The sequence below is a fragment of the Arthrobacter sp. NPDC080086 genome, assembly GCF_040702285.1.
The window spans coordinates 1-22,792 of sequence record NZ_JBFBKP010000018.1 but is presented as its reverse complement, the minus strand read 5'-3'; the positions used below and the strand labels follow the sequence as shown (position 1 = coordinate 22,792).

At 68.4% G+C, this 22,792-nt stretch carries 23 protein-coding genes, 1 tRNA gene and 1 pseudogene; 12 read left to right on the top strand and 13 right to left on the bottom strand.

All coding sequences use genetic code 11. The features are described from left to right. The first annotated feature begins 107 nt into the window (after positions 1–107). From AB0305_RS08720 to AB0305_RS08710, 3 genes are all read left to right on the top strand, one after another. The gene (locus AB0305_RS08720) at positions 108–557 is read left to right on the top strand and encodes a MarR family transcriptional regulator (protein WP_364138688.1); all 450 of its coding nucleotides are present in this window, start codon (positions 108–110) and stop codon (positions 555–557) included. A 196-nt stretch (positions 558–753) separates the two neighbouring features. Then, positions 754–1,113, top strand: a complete 360-nt coding sequence (locus AB0305_RS08715; RefSeq protein WP_364138691.1) for a metalloregulator ArsR/SmtB family transcription factor — start codon at positions 754–756, stop codon at positions 1,111–1,113. Further along, entirely contained in the window at positions 1,110–1,592 is a 483-nt protein-coding gene (locus AB0305_RS08710; RefSeq protein ID WP_364138693.1) for an SRPBCC family protein, read from the top strand. Before AB0305_RS08715 ends, AB0305_RS08710 begins: the two co-directional genes overlap by 4 nt. Before the next feature lie 4 nt (positions 1,593–1,596). On the opposite strand, the gene AB0305_RS08705 is transcribed toward AB0305_RS08710, so the two are convergent. The 4 genes from AB0305_RS08705 to AB0305_RS08690 are packed head-to-tail and all read right to left on the bottom strand — an operon-like array spanning position 1,597 to position 5,501. Then, entirely contained in the window at positions 1,597–2,088 is a 492-nt protein-coding gene (locus AB0305_RS08705) for an RpiB/LacA/LacB family sugar-phosphate isomerase (protein WP_364138695.1), read from the bottom strand. Further along, positions 2,085–3,836 (bottom strand): dihydroxyacetone kinase family protein, encoded by a 1,752-nt coding sequence (locus tag AB0305_RS08700; protein ID WP_364138697.1) that lies wholly within the window; start codon positions 3,834–3,836, stop codon positions 2,085–2,087. Before AB0305_RS08700 ends, AB0305_RS08705 begins: the two co-directional genes overlap by 4 nt. Positions 3,837–3,873: 37 nt before the next feature. Then, positions 3,874–4,647 (bottom strand): SDR family NAD(P)-dependent oxidoreductase, encoded by a 774-nt coding sequence (locus AB0305_RS08695; RefSeq protein WP_364138700.1) that lies wholly within the window; start codon positions 4,645–4,647, stop codon positions 3,874–3,876. A gap of 26 nt (positions 4,648–4,673) precedes the next feature. Then, the gene (locus AB0305_RS08690) at positions 4,674–5,501 is read right to left on the bottom strand and encodes a sugar phosphate isomerase/epimerase (RefSeq protein WP_364138702.1); all 828 of its coding nucleotides are present in this window, start codon (positions 5,499–5,501) and stop codon (positions 4,674–4,676) included. 184 nt (positions 5,502–5,685) lie between these two features. Between AB0305_RS08690 and AB0305_RS08685 the strand changes: the two genes are divergently transcribed. The 4 genes from AB0305_RS08685 (at position 5,686) to AB0305_RS08670 (ending at position 9,817) form a co-directional block, all read left to right on the top strand. Then, positions 5,686–7,023, top strand: a complete 1,338-nt coding sequence (locus tag AB0305_RS08685; protein WP_364138704.1) for an MFS transporter — start codon at positions 5,686–5,688, stop codon at positions 7,021–7,023. Between the two features lie 36 nt (positions 7,024–7,059). Then, a complete protein-coding gene (locus tag AB0305_RS08680) occupies positions 7,060–8,016 on the top strand; it encodes a transketolase (RefSeq protein WP_366172401.1) in 957 nt (318 codons plus the stop codon). Next, positions 8,013–9,038 carry a transketolase C-terminal domain-containing protein gene (locus AB0305_RS08675; protein ID WP_364138708.1) on the top strand — a complete coding sequence of 342 codons (1,026 nt, stop codon included), beginning with the start codon at positions 8,013–8,015 and terminating at the stop codon, positions 9,036–9,038. The genes AB0305_RS08680 and AB0305_RS08675 overlap by 4 nt, the downstream gene beginning before the upstream one ends. Before the next feature lie 113 nt (positions 9,039–9,151). Continuing rightward, positions 9,152–9,817 carry a GntR family transcriptional regulator gene (locus AB0305_RS08670; RefSeq protein ID WP_364138709.1) on the top strand — a complete coding sequence of 222 codons (666 nt, stop codon included), beginning with the start codon at positions 9,152–9,154 and terminating at the stop codon, positions 9,815–9,817. A gap of 90 nt (positions 9,818–9,907) precedes the next feature. Here AB0305_RS08670 and sucD read toward each other — a convergent pair whose 3' ends face one another. The 5 genes from sucD to AB0305_RS08645 form a co-directional block, all read right to left on the bottom strand. Further along, the gene (gene sucD, locus AB0305_RS08665; protein ID WP_290258672.1) at positions 9,908–10,810 is read right to left on the bottom strand and encodes a succinate--CoA ligase subunit alpha; all 903 of its coding nucleotides are present in this window, start codon (positions 10,808–10,810) and stop codon (positions 9,908–9,910) included. 10 nt (positions 10,811–10,820) lie between these two features. Next, a complete protein-coding gene (gene sucC, locus AB0305_RS08660) occupies positions 10,821–11,990 on the bottom strand; it encodes an ADP-forming succinate--CoA ligase subunit beta (RefSeq protein ID WP_290258673.1) in 1,170 nt (389 codons plus the stop codon). Between the two features lie 224 nt (positions 11,991–12,214). Further along, complete coding sequence (locus AB0305_RS08655) at positions 12,215–12,922, bottom strand: hypothetical protein (protein ID WP_364138711.1); 708 nt, start codon at positions 12,920–12,922, stop codon at positions 12,215–12,217. 55 nt (positions 12,923–12,977) lie between these two features. Next, positions 12,978–15,485, bottom strand: coding sequence for a DNA helicase PcrA (gene pcrA / locus AB0305_RS08650; RefSeq protein ID WP_364138713.1), 2,508 nt, complete (start codon positions 15,483–15,485; stop codon positions 12,978–12,980). Positions 15,486–15,530: 45 nt separating this feature from the next. Further along, entirely contained in the window at positions 15,531–16,433 is a 903-nt protein-coding gene (locus AB0305_RS08645) for an inositol monophosphatase family protein (RefSeq protein ID WP_364138715.1), read from the bottom strand. 57 nt (positions 16,434–16,490) lie between these two features. On the opposite strand from AB0305_RS08645, the gene AB0305_RS08640 reads away from it, so the two are divergent. Beyond that, positions 16,491–17,132 (top strand): hypothetical protein, encoded by a 642-nt coding sequence (locus AB0305_RS08640; RefSeq protein WP_364138716.1) that lies wholly within the window; start codon positions 16,491–16,493, stop codon positions 17,130–17,132. Here AB0305_RS08640 and AB0305_RS08635 read toward each other — a convergent pair. Then, positions 17,129–18,199 carry a hypothetical protein gene (locus AB0305_RS08635; protein WP_366172396.1) on the bottom strand — a complete coding sequence of 357 codons (1,071 nt, stop codon included), beginning with the start codon at positions 18,197–18,199 and terminating at the stop codon, positions 17,129–17,131. The genes AB0305_RS08640 and AB0305_RS08635 overlap by 4 nt on opposite strands. 199 nt (positions 18,200–18,398) lie before the next feature. On the opposite strand from AB0305_RS08635, the gene AB0305_RS08630 reads away from it, so the two are divergent. Then, a complete protein-coding gene (locus tag AB0305_RS08630) occupies positions 18,399–18,545 on the top strand; it encodes a hypothetical protein (protein WP_364138719.1) in 147 nt (48 codons plus the stop codon). An 85-nt stretch (positions 18,546–18,630) separates the two neighbouring features. Here the strand turns inward: AB0305_RS08630 and AB0305_RS08625 are convergent, their stop codons facing one another. From AB0305_RS08625 to AB0305_RS08615, 3 genes are all read right to left on the bottom strand, one after another. Beyond that, complete coding sequence (locus AB0305_RS08625) at positions 18,631–20,163, bottom strand: EAL domain-containing protein (RefSeq protein WP_364138721.1); 1,533 nt, start codon at positions 20,161–20,163, stop codon at positions 18,631–18,633. Next, positions 20,160–20,570, bottom strand: coding sequence for a hypothetical protein (locus tag AB0305_RS08620; RefSeq protein ID WP_364138722.1), 411 nt, complete (start codon positions 20,568–20,570; stop codon positions 20,160–20,162). The genes AB0305_RS08625 and AB0305_RS08620 overlap by 4 nt, the downstream gene beginning before the upstream one ends. A gap of 328 nt (positions 20,571–20,898) precedes the next feature. Beyond that, positions 20,899–21,672 carry a DUF998 domain-containing protein gene (locus AB0305_RS08615; protein ID WP_364138724.1) on the bottom strand — a complete coding sequence of 258 codons (774 nt, stop codon included), beginning with the start codon at positions 21,670–21,672 and terminating at the stop codon, positions 20,899–20,901. A gap of 85 nt (positions 21,673–21,757) precedes the next feature. Here AB0305_RS08615 and AB0305_RS08610 point away from each other — a divergent pair. From AB0305_RS08610 to AB0305_RS08600, 3 genes and pseudogenes are all read left to right on the top strand, one after another. After that, positions 21,758–21,830: transfer RNA gene (locus AB0305_RS08610), tRNA-Arg, on the top strand. Positions 21,831–21,900: 70 nt separating this feature from the next. After that, positions 21,901–22,323: pseudogene (locus tag AB0305_RS08605) on the top strand (DUF6314 family protein); the annotation flags it as partial. 48 nt (positions 22,324–22,371) lie between these two features. Then, positions 22,372–22,770, top strand: a complete 399-nt coding sequence (locus tag AB0305_RS08600) for an NUDIX domain-containing protein (protein WP_364138850.1) — start codon at positions 22,372–22,374, stop codon at positions 22,768–22,770. Positions 22,771–22,792: the final 22 nt, after the last annotated feature.

Sequence of the window (22,792 nt, the reverse complement as noted above, 5' to 3'; positions counted from 1 at the left end):
CGTTATTTATTGTTGCACACGCAACTATAGCGCGCAAGCAACTACTTTAGGTTGGCCGGGCACGGGATGGCGCCGCGGGCGGTCCTATTGGGAAAGGAAGCACACGAATGGGCATCAAGGACGACGCCGTGGAGGTCCGCGCACAAGGCTGGCGCACCCTCGCGGCCCTGCATGGACTGATCGAGACGGAGCTGGAACGGGCCCTGCAGGCCGAGGCAAAACTCTCGGTGGTCGAGTACACCGTTCTGGACGCACTCAGCCGCCAGGACGGCTGGCACATGCGGATGCAGCAGCTCGCCCGCGCGACCGCACTGAGCGCGAGCGCCACCACCCGGCTGGTAAACCGACTCGAGGACCGGGCCCTGCTGACCCGGATCCTCTGCGACGACGACCGACGCGGCATCTACACCGAACTCACAGCCAGCGGCATCGCGCTCCTGGAGCAGGCCCGGCCCGTCCACGACAGCACACTGGAGCGCGCCCTGGCCGCGGCACAGGACATCCCGGAACTTGCCCCGCTGGTGGACGCCCTCCCCCGGCTGCACGCCGTCGCCTGAGGCCGGGGATTGACACGGCTCGGAGAGCCGGTCCCGCGCAAGGCATCCGCCACTCTGGGTCTGGCGCATGCGCCCTTGCAGCGGTACCGTTAAACAACCATCTGGTTGATCAAGCGTTGAGTTGATTACTCCTCGGTGACCAGTCGATGGCATGCCACGCACCGCGGCTGCACCTCCGTCTTTGAGGGGGCACTTCATGGTCCACGACGACGACCAGCTCGACTCCGCCTTCCTGGCGCTGGCCGATCCCGTCCGCCGCAGGATCATCGCCCGGCTCAGCCGGGGGCCGGCCACGGTGAACGAACTGGCGGAACCCTTCGCGATCACCAAGCAGGCGGTCTCGAAGCACATCCAGGTCCTCGAACAGGCGGGGCTCGTCACGCGCACACGCGACGCCCAGCGCCGGCCCGTCCACCTGGACCCCGCACGGCTGGAGGCACTCACCGCATGGATCGACCAGTACCGGCTGGTCCGCGAGGAGCAGTTCCGCAGCCTCGACGCCGCGCTCCACACCCAGGCCGCAGCACGCGGCACCCAGGCAAAGGACTCATCATGAGCAACGCCCTGAAACTCAGCGTCCCGGAAGGGTTGCCCTTCATCGACTTCGAACGGGACTTCGACTTCCCCGTGGCGGACGTGTTTCGCGCCCACAAAGACCCCGCCCTGATCGTGCAGTGGCTTGGCCCGCGCGGGATGAGCATGGAGGTGGACCACTACGACTTCCACACCGGCGGCAGCTACAGCTACACCCACACCGGGCACGACGGCGTCCCGCACGTTTTCAGCGGCGTCTTCCACACTGTCCGGGAGAACGAGTTCGCCATCCAGACCTTTGAATTCGACGGCTACCCGGACGTGGTCAGCATCGAATTCATGACCTTCACGGATCTCGGCGACGGCCGCACCCGGCTCAGCGCCCATGCGGTCTACCCCAGCATGGAGGCCCGGGACGGCATGGCCCAGTCCGGGATGGAGGGCGGCCTGAGCGAGGGCTACGAACGGCTCGAGGAACTGCTGGCCGGCGCCAGGGTCTGACCGCCTAGCAGCCCTCGAAGTCCGTCAGCACCCGGACCTTGGCCGCCGAGGCGGACTCCGGATCGAAGGTGTACCCGATCCACTCGGCGGCCAGGCGGCGGGCGAGTTCGATCCCGACGACACGCTGGCCCATGGTCAGGACCTGGCAGTCGTTGGACAGGATCGAGCGTTCCACGGAGAACGAGTCGTGGGCGGCGGTGGCGCGGATTCCCTCGACCTTGTTCGCGGCGATCGCCACCCCGATGCCCGTCCCGCAGAACAGGATGGCCCGGTCGGCGGCGCCGTCACGGATCATTTCGCCGGCGGCGATGCCGACGTAGGGGTAGGGCCTGGTGAAGTCGTCGGGGGCGTCGCCGCGGCGGACACCGATGTCGATGACCTCGCTGACCCGCGGATCGTTGCGCAGGTCCTCGAGGACCCGGTCCTTGTAGTCCACGCCGGCCTCGTCCGCGCCCACAATCAGTCGCAGTCCCATGCTGTGCTCCTTCGGTGTCATTGTCCGGCTCCCGCGGCGGCGGGGCTGGTGCTGTTGGTGGTGAGGTGCGGGCCCATCACGGCGAAGACCATGGCAAGGGAGGTCGCACCGGGGTCGGCGGTGCCGAGGCTTTTCTCGGCCAGCGGACGGGCGCGGCCCTTGAGCGGCAGCAGGTCCGCGGTGGCCTCCGCCGCCGAGGCCGCGTCGCGGGCCGCCGCCTGCCAGGCCCGGCCCGGGTCGGCGCCGCCCTCCACCGCGCGGGTGAAGGACGTGGCGAACGGCAGCAGAGCGTCCACCATGGTCTTGTCGCCCGGTTCGGCCTTGCCAAGCTGGATGATGCGGTCCGCGAAGGAATTCACCGCGGCCGCGACGGCGGCGGCGTCGGGTGCCGCGGTGTTTCCCACTGACTCGCCGAAGGCGCGCAGGCCCGCGCCCCAGAGCACCCCGGAGGTTCCACCGGCCTTGTCCGCCCACGCGTCGCCGGCGGCGGCTAGGACGTCCCCCGCCCCCGCGCCGCGCTCGGAAGCCCCGGTGGCGGCGGCGACGGCGGCATCGATGCCGCGGACCATGCCGCGGCCGTGGTCCCCGTCCCCGGCGACGGCGTCCATCCGGCCCAGGCGCTCCTCGGCCCCACGAAGCGACGCTTGGGCCGATGTCAGTGCTTCCACGCAGGCGGCGGCGAAGCCGCGGGAGGCGTCGGTGGCCTCAAAGGCGGCGGCCTGGGTGCCGGCGTCGTCCGTGTCCTCGTCGGCGACTTCCCCGGCGCCGGCGGCCACGGCACCGCGGCGGAAGGCCGGCGTTTCCGCCGGAGCCGCCCACAATGGCTCCAGCTCCTCGTCCAGCCAGGTGACCGTGAGCGACACCCCGGCCATGTCCAGGCTGGTGACCAGCTCCCCCACCTCCGGCATCACCAGGGCGTAGCCCTCGGCGCGGAGCAGCGGCGCTACCGCACCCCACAGCACGAAGAGCTCCTCGTGCTTGGTGGAGCCGAGCCCGTTGAGAATGACGGCCAGCCGGTTGCCCGCACGGTCGGGCGCCTCGGCCAGGACGCGGGCCACGAGTTCCCGGCCCAGTTCAGCAGCCGACGGCAGGTCCGTGTCATGCAGTCCGGGTTCGCCGTGGATCCCAAGCCCCAGCCCCATCTGGCCGGCCGGCAGGGAGAACAGCGGTTCCCCGGCGCCCGGGAAGGTACAGCCGCCGAACGCGCTGCCGATGGTCCGCGTCCGGTCATTGGCCTTGCGGCCCAGGCGAACCACCTCGGCCAGGCTGGCGCCCGCGTCCGCGGCCGCGCCCATCACCTTGAAGACGGTGAAGTCACCGGCGATGCCGCGGCGTTTGGCGGCCTCCGCCGCGGGGGCGCTGGCAATGTCATCGGTCACCAGGACGTTCTCCACGGCGATCCCCTCGGCGGCCAGGCGGTCGCTGGCCAGGCCGAAGTTCATCACGTCCCCGGCGTAGTTGCCGTAGGCGAAGACGACGCCGGCGCCTGATTCGGCGGCCTTCGCCACCGCGTAGGCCTGCTGGGCGGAGGGCGAGGTGAAGATGTTCCCCACCACGGCGCCGTCGGCCAGGCCCGCGCCGATCAGCCCGGCGAATGCCGGGTAGTGGCCGGAGCCGCCGCCGGCGAGGACGGCGACCTTGGGCTTGGCCGGGCGTCGCCGCCGGACCGCTCCGCCGGCAACGGGCCGGACCAGGTCCGAGTGGACGTCGCAGAAGCCGGCCAGGGCTTCCTCGGCGAACGCTGAGGGGTTGTTGAAGATTTTCGTCATGGTGGTCTCCGGCGTCCGGGTCGTGGGGTGGGGGCTGCTAGTGCAGGTGGCTGCCGCCGTTGATGTCGATGGTGGTGCCGGTGAGGTAGGCGGAATCCTCCGAGGACAGGAACGTGATGACGGAGGCGACCTCCTCGGTGGAGGCGTTGCGGCCGAGCGGGATGCCGGCGTTAATGGCTGCTTCCTGCTCCGCGGTGCTGCCCACCCGGATGTTGGTATCGACGGCGCCGGGGGTGATGGCGTTGATGGTGACCCCGGTGGTGCCCAGCTCGCGGGCCAGGGCCTTGGTGAAGCCCAGGATGGCCGCTTTCGCAGCGGAGTAGGGCACCTTGCCGAAGACGCCGCCGCCGCGCTGGGCGGAGACGGAGGACATGTTCACGATCCGGCCCCAGCCGTTGGCGATCATGTCCGGCAGGAATGCCCTGGTGACCAGGTAGGTGCCGGTGGCGTTGACGTCCATGATTTTGTGCCAGAGCTCCAGGGTGGTCTCCAGGAACGGAACCGGCGAGGTGATCCCGGCGATGTTCGCCAGGGCGCCCACCGGCGGGAGGTTCCCCGCAGCCACCTCGGCGGCGACCGCGGCCTGCGCGGCGGTTACGGAGGCCTCGTTGGCGACGTCGATCTCGTGGCCGAAGGCGGGGACGTCGAAGTCGTTGCCGATCTCGGCCGCGACCTTCGAGGACTTCTCCCCGTCGAGGTCGAGAATCACCACCGCCCAGCCTTCACGGGCGTAGCGGCGGGCGGTGGTGATGCCGATGCCCCGGTCGGAGGTGGCTCCGGTGAGGACGGCGGTGCGCTGGATGGTGGTCATGGTGGTGCTCCTTGGGTGTGTGCAGGTCAGATGAGGTCGGTGATGAAGCTGGCCGCCTTGGCGGTTGCGGCGGGGCGTTCGTCGTTGGTGACGTCCCGGGTTTCCAGTTCCAGGGAAAAGTGGCCGGCATAGCCGTCGGCGGCGAGCCGGCGCAGGCCGCCGGTGAAGTCGGCCGCGCCGTTGCCGATGCTGAGGTTGATGTTCCCGGGCACGGCGTCGCGCAGGTGGACATGGCTGATCCGTCCGCGGTGCCGGTCGAGGTAGGCGCCGAGATCCTCGCCGGCGGCGACGATGTGGCTGAAGTCCATGACGATCCCGACGCCGGAGCCGGCCAGGCGGTCGGCCAGCCGGCCGGCACGGTCCAGATTCCAGCAGAGCCGCAGGAAGTGCAGGGATTCGGTCCAGAGCTCGACGCCGAACCCGGCGGCACGCTCGGCGGCCTCGGCGAGCCGGGCAGCCACGAGGTCCAGGTCCCGGTCCAGGCTGCCGCCGATGGGCGCATGGCCCAAGGCGCCACACGGCAGGACCAGGGCCGTGGCTCCGACGGCGGCGCTGAGCGTGAGCAGGGCGTCGAGGTGACGATGCCGCCGTTGCTCCCCCGCCGCGTCCAGGACAGCGCTCAGGTCGCCGATGTCCCCGTTGACCGAGCGGGTCCGAAGCCCGGAGCCATTGACGGTGGCCGCGACCGCCGCCACCGCGGACGCGTCCAGGTCGTAGGGCACATGGTCGCAAACGCCGGGCAGGGCGCCCAGGTCAATCTCCTCGAAGCCCAGGTCCCCCATGGTGGCCAGGGCCGGCCCGAGCTTCAGGTGCCGGAAGCTGATGGATGAGCATCCGAGTCTTGTGTGGAACATCGCTGGTCCTTTGATGTGCGGCTGTCGTAGTGACGGGCACCACACTAACCCTGTCTACTGTCGACAGTCAACCGTCATAGTTGACTGTTGACAGTAATCATGATGAAGGTCACACTTGCCATATCATTTGTTAACAGTCGACAGCGGCGGACCTCCTTCAGCCGCTTTTCGAAAGGGAACCACCATGAGCAAAGATGCTCTGAGCATGCGAGGCCCGGTCCACGGCACCAAGGACGCCCGGCGGGTGGCCATCGGATCCGGCGTGGGGGCCGTGATTGAGACGTACGATTTCATCGGTTTCGGCACAGCTGCGGCGCTGTACTTCGGCACCGCCTTCTTCCCCGGCACGGATCCGGTGACCGGCACCCTCGCCTCCTTCGCCACCCTCGGCGTCGGCTTCGCCGCCCGCCCGCTCGGCGGCATCATCGGCGGGCACCTCGGTGACAAGGTCGGCCGCAAACCCGTCCTCGTGGCCTCCCTCATCCTGATGGGCCTCGCCACCTTCGCCATCGGCCTGCTGCCCACCTACGCCGCGGTGGGGCTGATGGCTCCGGCGCTGCTGGTGTTCGTCCGCATCGTCCAGGGCCTGGCCTTTGGCGCCGAGTGGGGCGGGGCCATCCTGATGAGCTACGAGCACGCGCCGTGGAAGGCCAAGGGCAAGTACACCGGCATCGTCCAGGCCGGCTTCCCCGTCGGCCTGCTGCTGGCCAACCTGACGTTCCTCTTCAGCGTCCAGCTCGGCGGCGAACTCGCCTGGCGCATTCCGTTCCTGGCCAGCATCCTGCTGGTGGCCGTGGGCCTGGTCATTCGGTCCAAGGTTCCCGAGTCCCCGGTCTTCGATGAGGTCAAGGACAGCGGGGCAATCGTGAAGGCCCCCATCGTGGAGGTCATCCGGACGGACTGGCGCAACATCGTCAAGGGCATCGGCCTCCGGATCGCCGAGACCGCCGGCTACGCCGTGTCCATCACGTACATGATTTCTTACCTCAACAGCCAGCACCTGGCGGATAAGAGCCAGACACTGATCGCTCTCTGCATTGCCTCGGCCATCGGCATCTTCGCCACCCAGGCCTGGGCGGCGCTGACCGACCGGATCGGCCGCCGCCCGCTCTACGTCTGGTCCACCGCCTTCGCGGCCCTGTTCGCGATCCCGATGTTCCTGCTGGTCAACACCGGCCTATTCATCGCCATCATCCTCACCATCGTCATCTCCTACGCGGTGTGCCAGAACTCGCTGGCCGGCGCCCAGGGCGCCTGGTTCCCGGAGCTCTTCCAGGCCAAGACCCGCGCCTCCGGTGCCAGCCTGGCCTACCAGATCTCCGCCATGGTCTCCGGCTTCACCCCGTTCATCACCACCCTGCTGTTCGTCAGCTTCGGCTGGATGGGTCCAGCGCTGCTCTTCGGTGCCTACGCCCTGATCGGCCTCTGGGCCGCGATAGCCACCCGCGAAACCTGGGGCAAGCGGGAACGCGAACTGGCCGACGAGGCCACCAAAAACACCCCCAGTACCGTCAACGCCTGAATGACCGGCACGGACCACACCACCACGGAGTCAGCAATGCCTACAGAAACCCTCCAGGACGCCGCCCCTCCGGGACAACCACAACAGGGACAACCACAGCAGGGCCAAACACCGCAGCGACACACACCGACCACCGCGGTGAGCGCCGAGCGGGCGCAGAAGATCGCCGCCGCCGCCTACCGGATCCGGCACCACGCCCTCATGATGGGCGAGGTACAGGGCCAGGGCTACGTCGGCCAGGCCCTCGGTGCCGCCGACATGCTCGCCACCGTCTACCGCGACCAGCTCCGGTTCCGGCCCGAGGACCCGCATTGGGAAGCCCGCGACCGCTTCCTGCTCTCCACCGGCCACTACGCGATCGGTCACTACGCGGCCCTGGCCGAGGCCGGAGTCGTCCCGGTCGAGGAACTGGAGACCTATGGCTCGGACGACTCGCGGCTGCCCATGTCCGGGATGTCCACCTACACCCCGGGGATGGAAATCTCGGGGGGCTCCCTGGGCCACGGCCTGACCATCGCCGTCGGCATGGCCCTGGGCCTGCGCTACCAGGGATCCACCGCCCGGATCTTCAACTTCCTCTCCGACGGGGAGCTGGATGAGGGCTCCACCTGGGAGGCCGCCATGGGGGCGCACCACCACCAGCTGGGCAACCTCACGGCCATGGTCGACATCAACGCCCTGCAGGCGGACGGCAAGACCGACACGGTGCTCCGCACCGAACCGGTCACCGAGAAGTGGGAAGCCTTCGGCTGGTACACCCAGCGGGTGGACGGCAACGACGTCGGCGCGCTGCTGGGGGCGTTCGACAACGCCGCCGCCCAGGCCGCCGCCGTCGGACGCCCCTCCGTCATCCTGTGCGACACCAAGGTGGGCCGCGGAGTCCCGCTGCTGGAGAACCGCGAAAAGGCGCACTTCATGCGCATCGAGGAACACGAATGGCAGATCTGCCGCGAGCAGCTCACCGCCGGATACGAAGGAGAAGCGTCAGCATGAGCACCACCACCCCTGCCGCCCCGGCGTCCGCGGCCGGCACGGCCAAACCGAAACTGAAGACCTCGGCCATGATCGCCTCCTTCGCCGACCCGGGCCAGAAGACCGCCAGCGCCCCGTTCGGGCACGCCCTGGTCAAGGCTGCACAGGAGAACGACAGGATCGTGGGCCTCACCGCGGACCTGGGCAAATACACGGACATGCACATCTTCGCCCAGGCGTTCCCCGAACGGTTCTTCCAGCTGGGCATGGCCGAGCAGTTGCTCTTCGGCGCCGCGGCCGGCCTGGCCGAGACCGGGCTGGTCCCCTTCGCCTCGACGTATTCGGTGTTTGCCGCCCGCCGCGCCTACGATTTCCTGTGCCTCGACGCGGCCGAACCGAACCTTAACGTCAACATCGTCGGCGGCCTGCCGGGCCTGACCACCGGCTACGGCCCCAGCCACCAGGCCACCGAGGACATGGCAATCTTCCGCGGCATGCCGAACCTGACCATCGTGGACCCCTGCGACTCGGTGGACATCGAGCAGGCCGTCCCGCAGCTGGCCGCCTCGGACGGGCCCACCTACCTGCGGTTGCTGCGCGGCAACGTGCCCACGGTGCTGGATGAGTACGGCTACACCTTCGAGCTGGGCAAGGCCAAGGTGCTGCGCGGCGGCAACGACGTCGTGTTCGTCTCCTCCGGCCTGATGACCATGCGGGCGCTGCAGGCGGCGAAGGCGCTGGCGGCGCACAATGTGGACGTCGCCGTCGTCCATGCCCCGACGATCAAGCCGTTCGACGCCGCCACCGTCCTCACGGAAATCAACACCGATCGGCTCGCCGTGACGCTGGAGAACCACTCGGTGGTGGGCGGGTTGTTTGAAACGGTGGCCTCCGCCGTCGTCACCGCCGGGCTCGGCAAGCGGGTGGTTCCGGTGGCCCTGCCGGACCAGTTCCTCGACGCCGGCGCGCTGCCCACCCTGCACGAGCGCTACGGCCTCGCGGTGGACCGGATCGTTGCCAAGGTGCTGGCGGAACTCGGCTGATACCCGGCGGGGACAAGGGGCACGGCGTCGGGAGGTCCCGATCCGTGCCCCTTGTCGTACTATCGGAGCACAGGCAACTGTAGACAGTCGACCATTAACACAGAGGACCCCCCATGACCGGAGCATCCACCTCCCTCCCCCTCCTCGGGCTGGAGAAGAAGAGCCTGCGGGAACAGGCCGTGTCCTCCCTGCGCACCGCCATCACCAGCGGCGACCTGGAGCCGGGCCGGCATTTGGTCGAAACCGAGCTCTCCGAGATGCTGCACATCAGCCGCGGAACGCTGCGGGAGGCGCTGCGGCAGCTGGAGCAGGAGGGCCTGCTCTCGGCCGGCCCGCGGGGCCGGCTGTCCGTCCGCCACCTGGACGAGAAGGAAATCCGGGACATCTACGCCGTCCGCGCGGCGCTGGAAAGCCTGGCCGCCCGCAGCCTCTGCGAACTCCATGACCGTGAGCAGGTGATCGCTGCGCTGCGGACCGCGGTCGACGCCATGCGCACCGCCGAGGCGGAAGGGCTGCAGGCCCGGGTGGAGCGGGATCTCGACTTCCACCGCACCCTCTGCCGCCTCACCGGCAACGAAACCCTGCTGCACACCTGGGAATCCCTGGAGGGATCCATCCGGATGTCCATCATGTTCGCCGGCCTGGATAAGGGCGTGCGGAATATGAGCGTGGACCGGCACCACGACATCGTCGCCGCCATCGAGACCGGTGACGCGTCCCTGGCCCGAAAAACCATCCGCGAGCACATGGACCAGGCGGCAGACAACCTGGTCGGCTAGGACCCGCCGCTTAAACCACAAACGCGGGGCCACCCCGGCCCGCCCGGCGAAACCGGACGGGCGGGTGGCCCCGCGTTGTGGTGCTGTGGCCTAGAGCGCGGCGAACACTTCGCGCAGCAGCTTGGCGGTCTCGGACGGCGTCTTGCCGACCTTCACGCCGGCAGCCTCGAGGGCTTCCTTCTTGGCCTGCGCCGTACCCGCGGAGCCGGAGACGATGGCGCCTGCGTGGCCCATGGTCTTGCCCTCGGGGGCGGTGAAGCCGGCCACATAGCCGACAACCGGCTTGGTGACGTGGGCCTTGATGTAGTCGGCCGCGCGCTCCTCGGCGTCGCCGCCGATTTCGCCGATCATGACGATCGCCTTGGTCTCGGGGTCGGCCTCGAAGGCCTCGAGAGCGTCGATGTGGGTGGTGCCAATGACCGGGTCGCCGCCGATGCCGATGGCGGTGGAGAAGCCCAGGTCGCGCAGTTCGTACATCATCTGGTAGGTCAGGGTGCCGGACTTGGAGACCAGGCCGATCGGGCCCTTGCCGGTGATGTTGGCCGGGGTGATGCCGACCAGGGCCTCACCCGGGGTGATGATGCCGGGGCAGTTCGGTCCGATGATGCGGGTGACCTGCTTGCCGTTGGCGTCCACCTTGGACTGGGCCAGGGCCCAGAATTCGGCGGAGTCCTGAACCGGAACGCCCTCGGTGATGACGACGACCAGGCCGATGCCGGCCTCGATGGCTTCGACGACGGCGTCCTTGGTGAAGGCCGGCGGTACGAAGACGATGGAAACGTCGGCGCCGGTCTCCGCCATGGCTTCCTTGACGGTGCCGTAGACGTTGATTTCCTTGTCGCCGTGGACGACGGTGGTGCCGGCCTTGCGGGCGTTGACGCCGCCGACGACGTTGGTGCCGGCCTTGAGCATCAGGGCGGTGTGCTTGGTGCCTTCGCCGCCGGTGATGCCCTGGACGATGACCTTGGAGTCCTTGTTGAGGTAGATAGACATGTCGCGTCCCTTACTTCGCTGCGTTGGCGAGCTCGGCGGCCTTGTCGGCGCCCTCGTCCATGGTGGCGGCCAGGGTAACCAGCGGGTGGTTGGCCTCGGCCAGGATGCGGCGGCCTTCCTCGACGTTGTTGCCGTCGAGGCGGACGACCAGCGGCTTGTTCGCGGAGGAGCCCAGTTCGGCGAGAGCGCCGACGATGCCCTTGGCGACGGCGTCGCAGGCGGTGATGCCGCCGAAGACGTTCACGAACACGGCCTTGACCTGCTCGTCACCGAGGATGACGTCCAGGCCAGCGGCCATGACCTCGGCGGAGGCTCCACCGCCAATGTCCAGGAAGTTGGCGGGCTTGACGTTGCCGTGCTTCTCGCCGGCGTAGGCGACGACGTCGAGCGTCGACATGACCAGGCCGGCACCGTTACCGATGATGCCCACCTCGCCGTCGAGCTTGACGTAGTTCAGGTCCTGCGCCTTGGCCTTGGCTTCCAGCGGGTCCGCTGCGTCCTTGTCCTCCAGGGCGGAGTGCTTCGGGTGGCGGAAGTCGGCGTTCTCGTCCAGCGAGACCTTGCCGTCCAGGGCGACGATGTCGCCGGCGCCGGTCTTGACCAGCGGGTTGACCTCGACCAGGGTGGCGTCTTCCTTCTTGAAGACGTCCCAAAGCTTGAGGATCACGGCGGCGACCTTGCCGCGCAGTTCCTCGGCGAAGCCGGCGGCGTTGACGATTTCGTCGGCCTTGGCCTGGTCGATGCCGACGGCCGGGTCGATGGCAACCTTGGCCAGCGCTTCCGGGCGTTCGACGGCGAGCTGCTCGATTTCCATGCCGCCCTCAACCGAGCACATGGCCAGGTAGTTGCGGTTGGCTCGGTCCAGCAGGACGGAGAAGTAGAATTCCTCGGCGATGTCGGCACCCTGGGCGATCATCACCGTGTTGACGGTGTGGCCCTTGATGTCCATGCCGAGGATGTTGGTGGCGTGTTCCAGAGCCTCGTCGGCGGTCTTGGCGACCTTAACGCCGCCGGCCTTTCCGCGGCCACCGACCTTAACCTGTGCCTTGACGACAGTTACGCCGCCGATCTTCTCGGCAGCTGCCTTTGCTTCTTCAGGGGTGTGCGCCACGATGCCAGCAAGCACGGGTACACCGTGCGCCTCGAACATATCGCGCGCCTGATATTCAAACAGGTCCACGGTTTAGTGTCCTTCTACGTCGAAGTAGTTTCTGTACAGCCGCTCGCCGCGGATTCGCGGTGACCGGGCTGCGGATTAAAGGCACCCTGCGACAGGTCCGGAGACGAGCCGCACGACGCAATGCTCCTTGTGGAACTCTAGTCCTTTGGAGCGGGCAGCCCGACCCACAGTACAGGTTATGTGAGTAACGACACTATTCTATTGAGCGTAGAAAAACCCCTACATTACGGGGATTTTGAGGCCTTCGGAGCCGCCGCGGAGGGCGTCGCGCCGGGTCCCTTAATGAGCTCGTAACGGTCGCGGGAAACGAAGAAAGCGACCTGCGCGGAGACGTTTCCGCAGGCCACGCCACCGTCGTAGGCGGAGCAGCGCAGGCCGTTCCGCTCCACGTTGCCGCCCTCCGGCAGGACCGCCAGCTGGGAGATCGGCCCGGTGGGGCTCCCCTTTGGCCCGTATTCGGCTTCCTGGGCGGTGACGCCTGAGCGGCATTCACCGTAGACGGCCTTGTCCGGGATGAGCAGCGCCGTGCCGCCGAGGTAGCCCAGCCCGGTGCCGGCGCAGTCATCGGTGATGTCCTGGGCGGCGGGGCGGGGGTAGGCGGAGAGTTCGCAGTGCGCAACGGGGACGGTGGCCAGCTTGGCGTTGGCCGGCGCGGTGAAGCTGTTGGGCTCGTAGGGGAGGTTGATGCTGGTACCCCGGGCCGAGGTGAGGCTGCAGGCGACCGTGTGGTCCGCAGTCACGAAGCTGACGGCGTCCGTGGCCGCCCCGAGGGTGGCCGGGTCCGTCAGCGGCGCCTGGCGGAGCTGCTCGAGGACCGGCAACGGCGCCGGCGGGACGTAGTCCGGGTCCTGCCGGGTGACGCTGCAGCCGCTGGCCGCGAGCAGCACCAGGGCGGCGAGGGCGGCCTGCTTGGTTCGACGCATGGGCTTCATTATGCCAATCACGGGAGCCGGCGCCGGGCGAAGCCCCGCCGGACTGTGGCGCCGGTCAGGCCGTGATCTTGGTCAGCGGCGCGTAGCGGAGCAGGAGGCGCTTCTCCCCCACCGCGAAGGTCACCTTCGCGACGGTCTTGTCCCCGGCGCCCTCGACGGCCAGCACGGTGCCGTCGCCGAAACTCGTGTGATTGACCCGGTCCCCCACGCTGACGGCCACGATCTCCTTCTGCGGCTGGACCCGGTTCCGGGCGATCGCCGCCGGGACATCCGCATTAAAACCGGCAGCGGAGTCGGCCCCGGTACCGCGGGCTGTGCCCGCGCCCCAGAAGGATCCGCTGTAGCGGCTGGAGCCGATGGACCCGCCGCCCCAGCTGGCCGCCTGGCGGCTGGTGCCCTCGCGTTTCCACTCGACCAGCTCGGCCGGGATCTCCTCGATGAACTGGCTGGCGGGGTTGTACTGGCTCTGCCCCCACATGTTCCGGACCTCGGAGCGGGTGAGGTAGAGCCGCTTCCGGGCCCGGGTCAGGCCCACGTAGGCGAGCCGGCGTTCCTCCGCCAGTTCCTTGGGGTCCGTGGCCGAACGCTGGTGCGGGAACAGCCCGTGTTCCATGCCGGTCAGGAACACCACCGGGAATTCCAGGCCCTTGGCGGTGTGCAGCGTCATCAGGGTGACAACGCCGAGCCGCTTGGCCTCGGCGACCGCGGCGTCAATATCCGCCCCGGGGGCGTCCGGGATCTGGTCGGCGTCCGCCACCAAAGAGACCTGCTCCAGGAAGGCACCGAGCGAACCTTCCGGGTTGTCGCGTTCGTATTCACGGACGACGGCGACCAGTTCGGCGAGGTTTTCGACCCGGGATTCGTCCTGTGGGTCCGTGCTGGAGCGCAGGGTGGCGAGGTATCCGGTCTGTTCCAGCACCGCCTCGAGCGCCGCGGCCGCACCGGAGCCGGCGGCCACCTCTGCCAGGTCATCCAGCATCTTCACGAAGCCGAGGACCGCATTCACGGAGCGGGTGGCCATGCCGGGCGCCTCGTCGGCCCGGCGGGCGGCGGCCATGAAGGAGGTGCGGTCGCGCTGGGCCAGCGAGGCGATGGCACCCTCGGCCCGGTCGCCGATGCCGCGCTTGGGCTCGTTGAGGATGCGGCGCAGGTTGACGTCGTCGTCGGGGTTCACCAGGACGCGCAGGTAGGCCAGGGCGTCCTTGATTTCCTTGCGCTCGTAGAAGCGGGTGCCGCCGACCACCTTGTAGGGCAGGCCGACGCGGACCAGGACGTCCTCGATGGACCGGGACTGGGCGTTGGTGCGGTAGAAGATCGCGACGTCGCCGGGGCGGAGGTTGCCCTCGTCCTGCAGCCGGTCGATCTCCTTGGCGATGAACTGGGCCTCATCGTGCTCGTTCTCACCCACGTAGCCGACGATCTTCTCGCCGTCGCCCTCGGCCGTCCAGAGCCGCTTCTCCGGCCGGTTGGGGTTGCGGGAGATGACCGCGTTGGCGGCGCTGAGGATGGTCTGGGTGGAGCGGTAGTTCTGCTCCAGCTTGATGGTGCGCGCGTCCGGGTAGTCCTTTTCGAACTCCACAATGTTGCGGATGTCCGCCCCGCGGAAGGCGTAGATGGACTGGTCCGAGTCGCCCACCACCGTCAGTTCCGCCGCGCCGTCGCCCTCGCCGACGATCTCGCGGACCAGGGCGTACTGGGCGTGGTTGGTGTCCTGGTACTCGTCCACCAGCACGTGCCGGAAGCGGCGCCGGTAGGAATCCGCGAGCGCCGGGAAGGCCCGGAACATGTAGACGGTCTCGGCGATCAGGTCGTCGAAGTCCATGGCGTTGGCCTGGCGCAGGCGCTGGGTGTAGCCCTTGAAAACCTCAGCCACGGCCTGTTCGAACGGGTCGTTGTGGTTGGCGCTGGAGGAGTAGCTGTCCGCGTCGATCAGTTCGTTCTTGAGCGCGGAGATCTTGTGCTGGATGGCCTTGGGCGCGAACTTCTTGGGGTCCAGGTCCAGGTTCTTGGCCACCAGGGTGATCAGGCGGAGCGAGTCGGCCGAGTCGTAGATGGAGAAATTGGAGTTCAGGCCTACGTTGGCGGCCTCGCGGCGCAGGATGCGGACGCAGGAGGAGTGGAACGTGGAAATCCACATGGTTTTTGCCCGGCCGCCGACGAGTGCCTCGATCCGCTCGCGCATCTCGGCGGCGGCCTTGTTGGTGAAGGTGATGGCCAGGATCTCGCCGTGGTGCGCACGCCGGGTGGCGATCAGGTAGGCGATGCGGTGGCTGAGCACCCGGGTCTTTCCGGACCCCGCTCCGGCCACGATCAGCAGGGCGCCGCCGGCGTGCTTGACGGCCTCTTCCTGCTGCGGGTTCAGGCCCTGGAGGAGGTCCTCGGCACTGGGCAGCCGGTGCCGTTCGCCGTCGGCGTGGCCCTGTCCGCCGTCGCCCCCGTGCCCGTGCGCCAGGGCGGGCATCCCGGTGCCGGCGCCTGCGTGAGCCGCCGCTTTCGCGGGCGCGCCTGGGGTCGCAGCTGCTTGGAAGGGTCCGTCGGCATAGGGGTCAAACAACATATCCATGGTGATAACAAGTCTAGGTGGTGCCACCGACGGTGAGGTTCGGGGCTACTGCACGGACCCCCGCTGGAGCGCGGCGCGGAGCTCCCGCACCGCCGTCGCTCCCCCGGCGATGAACCACTCGAGGCCGTTGACGCGGACGACGTCGGTGCTGCCGCCGGCCGCCCGCACGATCGCCTGGCCGGGCAGCCAGTCCCATTCCGGGCAGCTGTGCTGGAACCAGCAGTCGAGTTCGCCGTCGGCCACGCGGGCCAGGTCGCAGGAGCCGGATCCGAACATCCGCAGCGATGCCGCGGAGACGGCGGCCGCGTGCCAGGGCATGGCGCACATCGGGTCCGCGAGCCAGGTGGGGTGGATGTAGGTGGCTGCGCCCTGCTCCGCGAGGGGGGCCTGGTCCCGCACCGGAGCTACTCCTTCGGGGGCGAAGCCGGTCAACCGTTCCCCGTTCAGGGTGGCGGGGTGGTCGGTGCCGCCGAGCCAGAGCTTGTCCGCCTCGGGCTGGAAGATGGCACCGAGGATCGGCCCGGTTGCGTCCTTGAGCGCCAGGGCGGAGCACCAGTAGCTGGAGCCGTGCAGGAAGTTGTAGGTGCCGTCCACGGGGTCGATCACCCAGGTCCGGCCGCTGGTGCCGGTCTTGGCGGCGCCCTCCTCGCCGAGGATGCCGTCCTCGGGCCGGCACCGCTGGAGCTGTTCGAGGACGTAGGCTTCCGCGGCGTGGTCGGCGGCGGTGACGACGTCGGACACGGAGGTCTTCTGGTGGCCTTCCAGCCCGGCGTGGCGCATCAGCAGGGCCAGGTTTCCGGCCTCCCGGACTAGGGTCGCGGCCAACTCGGCGTCGTCGAGGTCTGGGCTGAGGTCCGCGGCGCTGTGCCGTCCGAGCCGGTGCCGGCCGAGCTCGCTGTGACCGGGATCGTTGCTGTGGCCGAAGTCATTGCTGCCTGTTTCGCTCATTCGTTCAGCCTACCGGCGCCGGGCACCGGGGCGGGGTGCAGGGGCGATAATGGGTCCATGGCCAAAACACCCGCCCAGCGGCTCAAAAAACACGGCGCCAACGCTGCCCTCCCCCAGCATCAGCTGCCTCCGGTGATCAACCCCAGCACCTCCCGGACGCCGCAGAAGGCGCAGAGCAACGGCAACCTGATCCTGATTGCCGGCGTGGTGGCGAGCCTTTTCCTGTTTTGGTACCTGCATCTGCTGACCCTGAACCAGCTGACTCAGCTCAGCGGCGGACTGCCGATGCCCGATTCCCTGATCGGCGGCTTTGACCAGGGGTTCGTTGACCAACTTCGCACGGCCATGGATAACGACGCCCGCGGACAGTTGAGCTATGTGCATAAGACAGCCGGGACGCTCTTCCCGCTGATCTTCGGGTTCACCTGGCTGCTGTTGGTCGGGGTGAACGTGGCCAGGAAGCCGCTGCGTTGGGCGTTCTGGGCACTGCCGCTGCTGTTTGCCGTGGTGCGGCTCTGGGGGAATGCCGCGATCGACGGCATGATGTCGGCCAGCACCCTCGACGGCGGCCAGGTGGCGCTGGCTTCGGCACTCACGGTGGCCGGGTGGGTCCTGTTGCTGCTCAACTTGCTCGCCGGCGGCGGGGCCGTGTTCCTGAACCGGAAGTCGGCCCCGGCGCGCGGAGCTGCCGCGGTCTAGTGCCGGCCGAAGCCGGCCGCTCGCCACAGCCGTGACCACAGGGACACGGGGCCCAGTTCGACGGCGATGAACTCCCGGGTCTGCTCGGCGCGCAATGTCGCGCCGGCCCGGTCGAAGTGGTCGGCGGCGTCTTCCAGGGCCCGCCTAGCCTCGGCCTCGTCACCGCTCTCCAAATAGGCCCTTCCCAGCAGGAAGCAGGCATCACCGGTATTTTGCGGCGTCATGCCCCCACTGCGGCAGAGGTCCTGCAACATTTCGGCAGCCGCCTGCGGGTCGCCCGCCAGGAGGGTCCAGTGTGCTCGGTTGCGGCGCAGAAGAAGCAGGTCGTTTTCGCTGCCGCCGGTGATGTCAGTGGCCAGCTCGGCTCGCTCTATGCACCGAAGCGTTTCCCCGTCGGCAATGTTGGCCGCAAGCCGCATGGCAGCAGATGCCTTGTTGAACTTGGCCCATATATCGAGGTCGCGTGCCGGTGAAAAAGTCGCCGCTGCCAGCTCGTGATACCGCAGTCCTTCTGAAACCTTGTCGCAAAGAAAAGCCACATTACCGATAACCCAGTAGGCCTTCCCAGCCTGCTGGTCATCAACTTCATCGGAGATGACTGCGGCGAGACTTTTACTCTCGCTCCATGCCTCTTCCATTTGTCCGGCATCTGCCAGGGCGGCGATGAGAGCCTGGCGTGCTTTGACGTTGATATCTATGTGAGCTTCATCGTCAGTAAGCATGACCGCTGCCCGGGCCTCCTGTGCAGCGGATTCAAGCAAACCCGTGCCCTGGCTGGCACGGGCCATAAGGATGTGTGCCCGCGCTACGTCGTGCGGCTGCCTGGGACCCGTCGTGTCGGAGAGCAGGTGGGCAGCCAACGCCGCGCAGTCCTCGAACCGATCGGCGTCAAGGAGATTCTCGGCTTGAAGGAACGTCATATTCCACGAGGAAGTGTGGTCACCTTCTCGGTGCGCGATCTCCGCGGCCTGCCGCGCGCTGTCCGCCGCCTCAGCGAAGGCGTGGTTGCTCCGATGCTCGTGCGCTTGGAGCTCAGCGGCTGCATACAGCGGCGATACGGAGTGCATGAGACCAGTATCGAGTGCATCCGAAGAAAAAGAGAACGCGGCACGCGAACTATGCCGTCTCGTGACCACCCGCAACGCACGATTAGCACAGTATTTAAAAAGATCCACGAATTCTTGCTGTGCGGCGTGTCCGGTACCCCTATACTGAACCTGCATTACACATGAGTCACTTCAGCCACTTACGTAACAGGAGCCCTTCATGAAGAAAACCCTTGCAACCCTCCTCGTCGCCGGCGCCTTGGCTGCAGCGGGCGTCTCCGCGGCTTCCGCCGTGTCCGCCAACGGCTCCAACACGGGCTCCGTCGAGGCAGTCGGCTACTGGCCGAACTCCACCCCGAAGAACTAACACTCGGGTTAGCCGCTGAGGGCGGGTGCCGGATCTCGATCCGGCACCCGCCTTTTGTTTTGTTCTCCCGAAAGAAAGTAGCGGCTTACTCCGCGGCCGCACTCCAGGAAAGAATGTTCTCCGCAACGGTCTCGGCCGGGGCCGGCCTGCTGAAGTAATAGCCCTGGCCGCTGGAGCAGCCCAGCCGCACCAGTTCCTCGGCCTGCTCCACCGTCTCGATTCCCTCCGCCACGGCCCGCAGCCCGCAGGCGTGAATCAGGTGCAGCACGGCCTCGACAAACCGACCCTGCTCCTCGTCGGTACCCAGCCCATCGATGAGGCTCCGATCAATCTTGACGACATTCACCGGTAACCGCCGCAGGTAGCTGATGGACGAGTAGCCGGTGCCGAAATCGTCGATTTCGAGCTGGACACCCAACTGCCGCAGGCCGCTGAGCGAGTACTTGTCCACGTCGCCGCCGGTCACCGCCATGGACTCGGTCAGCTCGATGATGAGGTTGGCGGCACCCACGCCGGTCTCGCGGAGAATGTCCTGGACGTGCTCGATCAGCTCCAGGTTCTGCAGCTCGGTGGTGGAGATGTTGACCCGCATGGAGAAGTCCTCATCCAGCGGGAGCTCCTCCTGCCAGGTCCGCAGCTGGCGCACCGCGGTCTTGAGCACCCAGTGGCCCAGGTCCACAATCATCCCGGTCTCTTCGGCCAGCGGGATGAACTGGTCGGGCATCAGCAGTCCGCGCTCGGGGTGGTTCCACCGCACGAGCGCCTCGACGCCCTCCATTCGGCCGGTCGCGAGCTCCACGACGGGCTGGTAGTGCAGCACCAGCTGGTCCTCGAGGATGGCCGTGCGCATCTCGGTCACCATCAGGCTCTGCAGCCGGCGGGCGTAGAGCAGCGCCGGTTCGAAGACCTTAATCCCGCTGTGCGGCTGGGCCTTAGCCGCGTACATCGCGGTGTCCGCCTCCATCACCAGGTCGTCCACGGACTGGCCGGGTTCGGCTACCCGCACGCCGATGCTGGTGCCGCAGGTGATCCGCAGGTCGCCGATCTCCAGGCTTTCGTTCAGTGCCTTCAGGATCCGGTTCGCCACCCGGCGGGCGCGGACCAGGTTCGATTTGGGCAGCATGACGGCGAACTCGTCGCCGCCCAGCCGGGCGACGGTATCCGTGACGCGCACGGCGTCCTGGAGGCGTCGGGCGATGACCCGCAGGACGTCGTCGCCGGCGCTGTGGCCCAGCGTGTCGTTAATGCCCTTGAAGGAGTCCAGGTCAAGGATCAGCAACGCGGGCGGGGCCTCGCCGCGGGAGGTCTCGGCCAGGGCGTGGCTCAGGACGGAGTTCAACGCGGTGCGGTTCGCCAGCTGGGTGAGCGGGTCCGTCAGGGCCATCCGCTCGAGTTCCACCTGGGCTTCGCGGAGCATGGCGGTCCGGCTGTCGACCCGCTCTTCCAGCTCCTGGTAAATAGTCTGCAGGTCATCGGCCATCAGGTTGATGCCGGCAATGACGGCGGCGACGTCGTCCCGCGCGCCCGAGTGGGGAATGCGGGTGCTCAGATCGCCGCTGGCGATCCGGACAATGCCCTCGACCAGGTTATGGAGCCTGGGATCCGGTTCACTTTTCACTCGGTGTACTGCCTTAACCATTCGAGGGCCGCTGGACGGGAAAGAAAAAATTGGGCCGGGATGCTCTCGCTGCGGGAGCGCAGCAGGTAGTGCGCGATCACCCGGTCCACGGGGCCCTCCCCAACGATGGCGACGGCGCGGGCGGCGATCGACTCGGAGTAGGCGTGCCGGGCCTCGGGGCTGACGCCGATGACACCGGAGATGTTGAGCATGACGCCGACGCGGTTGCGTCCCGCGATCGCCTGGACGGCGGCGGCAGCCCGCCGCGCCTCGGGGCCGCCGATTTCGACGTCGCGCGGCATTTCCAATTCAACGAGCGACGGAGTGACGAGCGTGACGGTGATCTCCGACGTCGTCGTTTCGGGAGAGATATCCAGCGGCGGGGCCACCGGGGGTGCTGCCGTCATGGGCGTCCCTCCGGCGCAACAACTACGCGCCCGCAGGCGGGGGCGGGGTCGCCAAATGCCGTCGCTGCCGTGACCGGCACAACCCTTGGTTCAGACATTCGTCCCCAGCACTGCTCAGTCGTTGATTTCGCATGCGCCGAATGGAACCCGGCACAAGAATCCCGGCGTTCCGGCGAATGACCCCATGATAGTGCACGCCAGCGGCCGAATGAGATGCACGACACCCCGTCGCCTGGACGTCCCGGCCGCCCGCAGTCCAACCAGCCAGCGTCCAACCAGCCAGCGTTCAGCCAGCCAGTCTCCAGCCGGCCAGCGCCCCGCCGGCCGCTTACCCTCTGGAACGCAGGGTCTGCGCCTTGCGCGTCGTCCGTTCCTTCCGCACCCGCTGGGCCACGACTAGACCCACCGCCGCGGTGCCGATGGTGATCGGGTAGCCCATCAGCCGTTCGAGGGTTCCCGGCTCGGGGACGGCCATCCCTGTGATGCCACCGGTGATCAGGGCGGCGATTCCCATTGCACCGCAGGCCAGGATGAACCAGCCCAGCGGCGTCCGGCGCCGCCAGAGCCAGCCGATCAACCCCAGGGCCAAGCCGCCGGCCGAGAAGTACGCCACGGCGCCGATGTAATGCCACGGGGAGCCGGCGTCCTCGGGCACCAGCCCCACCACCACGGTCCCGGCACCGGCGATGGTGGTGAGAGCCCGGGCGATGAACGCCGGCACGGACGCCGGGCGCCGGCCCCTGGTGAGGGGCAGCCGTTCGCCGGCACGGGCCGCCACGCCGATCACCGCGGAGGTGAGCAGCATGGCCCCCACCATCATGCCGATGCCCTGAACGATGAAGGAGGCGTTCATGAGCAGGTGGGCCGGGGAGCAGACGTCGCGGCCCGAGTAGGTGCCGCAGTGCAGGGCCCCGAGGTCGCTGATGTAGCCCGTGCGGCGGCTGTAGGCCTCCCTGCCGGCCCAGGCGCCGATCACGGCGGTCTCGGCCACGAAATATTGGAGGACACTCAGTTTGGCCAGCGCCCCGGCGTAGAACCGCGTGGACGCCACATCCGGAAGGTAGAGGAGCTCTCGGTCTGCTGCGCGTGCGGGGGCGGTCATGCCTTGAGCGTAGTACGCGGCCCCACCTTGTATGCTGGTATCCGTGTTCGGACGGGTCGGCTGTGGCCGGCCGCGACGGACGCCCGCCCTCGTAGCTCAGTGGATAGAGCACGGCTCTCCTAAAGCCGGTGTCGTTGGTTCGATTCCAATCGAGGGCACGTGGATTCCCAGAGCCCCGGCACTTCTGCCGGCAGCCACGCCACCGGTCATCACGGGGCGGTCGAGGACATGCACTCTTACCTCGCGGGCACCTGGACCGTGGCCCGCACCATGCTGGACCGCGCTACGGGCACCCGCGGCTCCTTTGCCGGCGTCGTGCGCTTCACCGCGACGGACGACGGCGGCCTCCGCTTCCGCGAAGAGGGCACGGTGACCTGGAACCCGGCCGGCGCCCTGCCCTTCACCGGGCCCGCGAGCCGCGAGTACCTGCTCCGCCCCACCGCCGCCCCCGGCGTCATGGACATGCACTTCGCCGACGGCCGCCCCTTCCACCGGATGGGTTTCGGGCCTGACACCGCCAGCGACAGCCACTGGTGCGATCCGGACACGTACCGGGTCCGCTACACCCGGCTCGGCCCGGACGCCTTCCACTACACCTGGGATGTCACCGGCCCCGCCAAGGACCTGCTGCTGGAGTCGGAACTGCGCCGGGACCCCGTTTCCGGCTCCGCACCGCCGCCCGGCACCAACCCGGACATCGTGGTCTCCGCCGTCTGCGTCTACGACGCCCGCGGCCGGCTGCTCACCGTGCGCAAGCGCGGGACGGACAAGTTCATGCACCCCGGCGGCAAGCCCGAAGCCGGGGAATCAGCGGCGCAGGCCGCGGCCCGCGAACTGGCCGAGGAGGTCGGCATCGTCCTGCCGCCCGAGGCCCTGCAGCCCCTGGGCCGGTGGCTGGCCGACGCCGCCAACGAGGCCGCCACCCGGATCGACGCGACGGTCTTCACCGCGCCCGGGACCTGGACCGCGGCGCCGTCGGCCGAGATCGCGGAGATCCGCTGGCTGGACCTGGCCGGCGAGCTTCCGGGCGACCTGGCCCCGCTTCTGACCGACCACGTGCTGCCTCTGCTCGCGGCGGCGCGCGACGCCGGGGCCTAGGCGGGCCCGGGCCCGGGTCCCC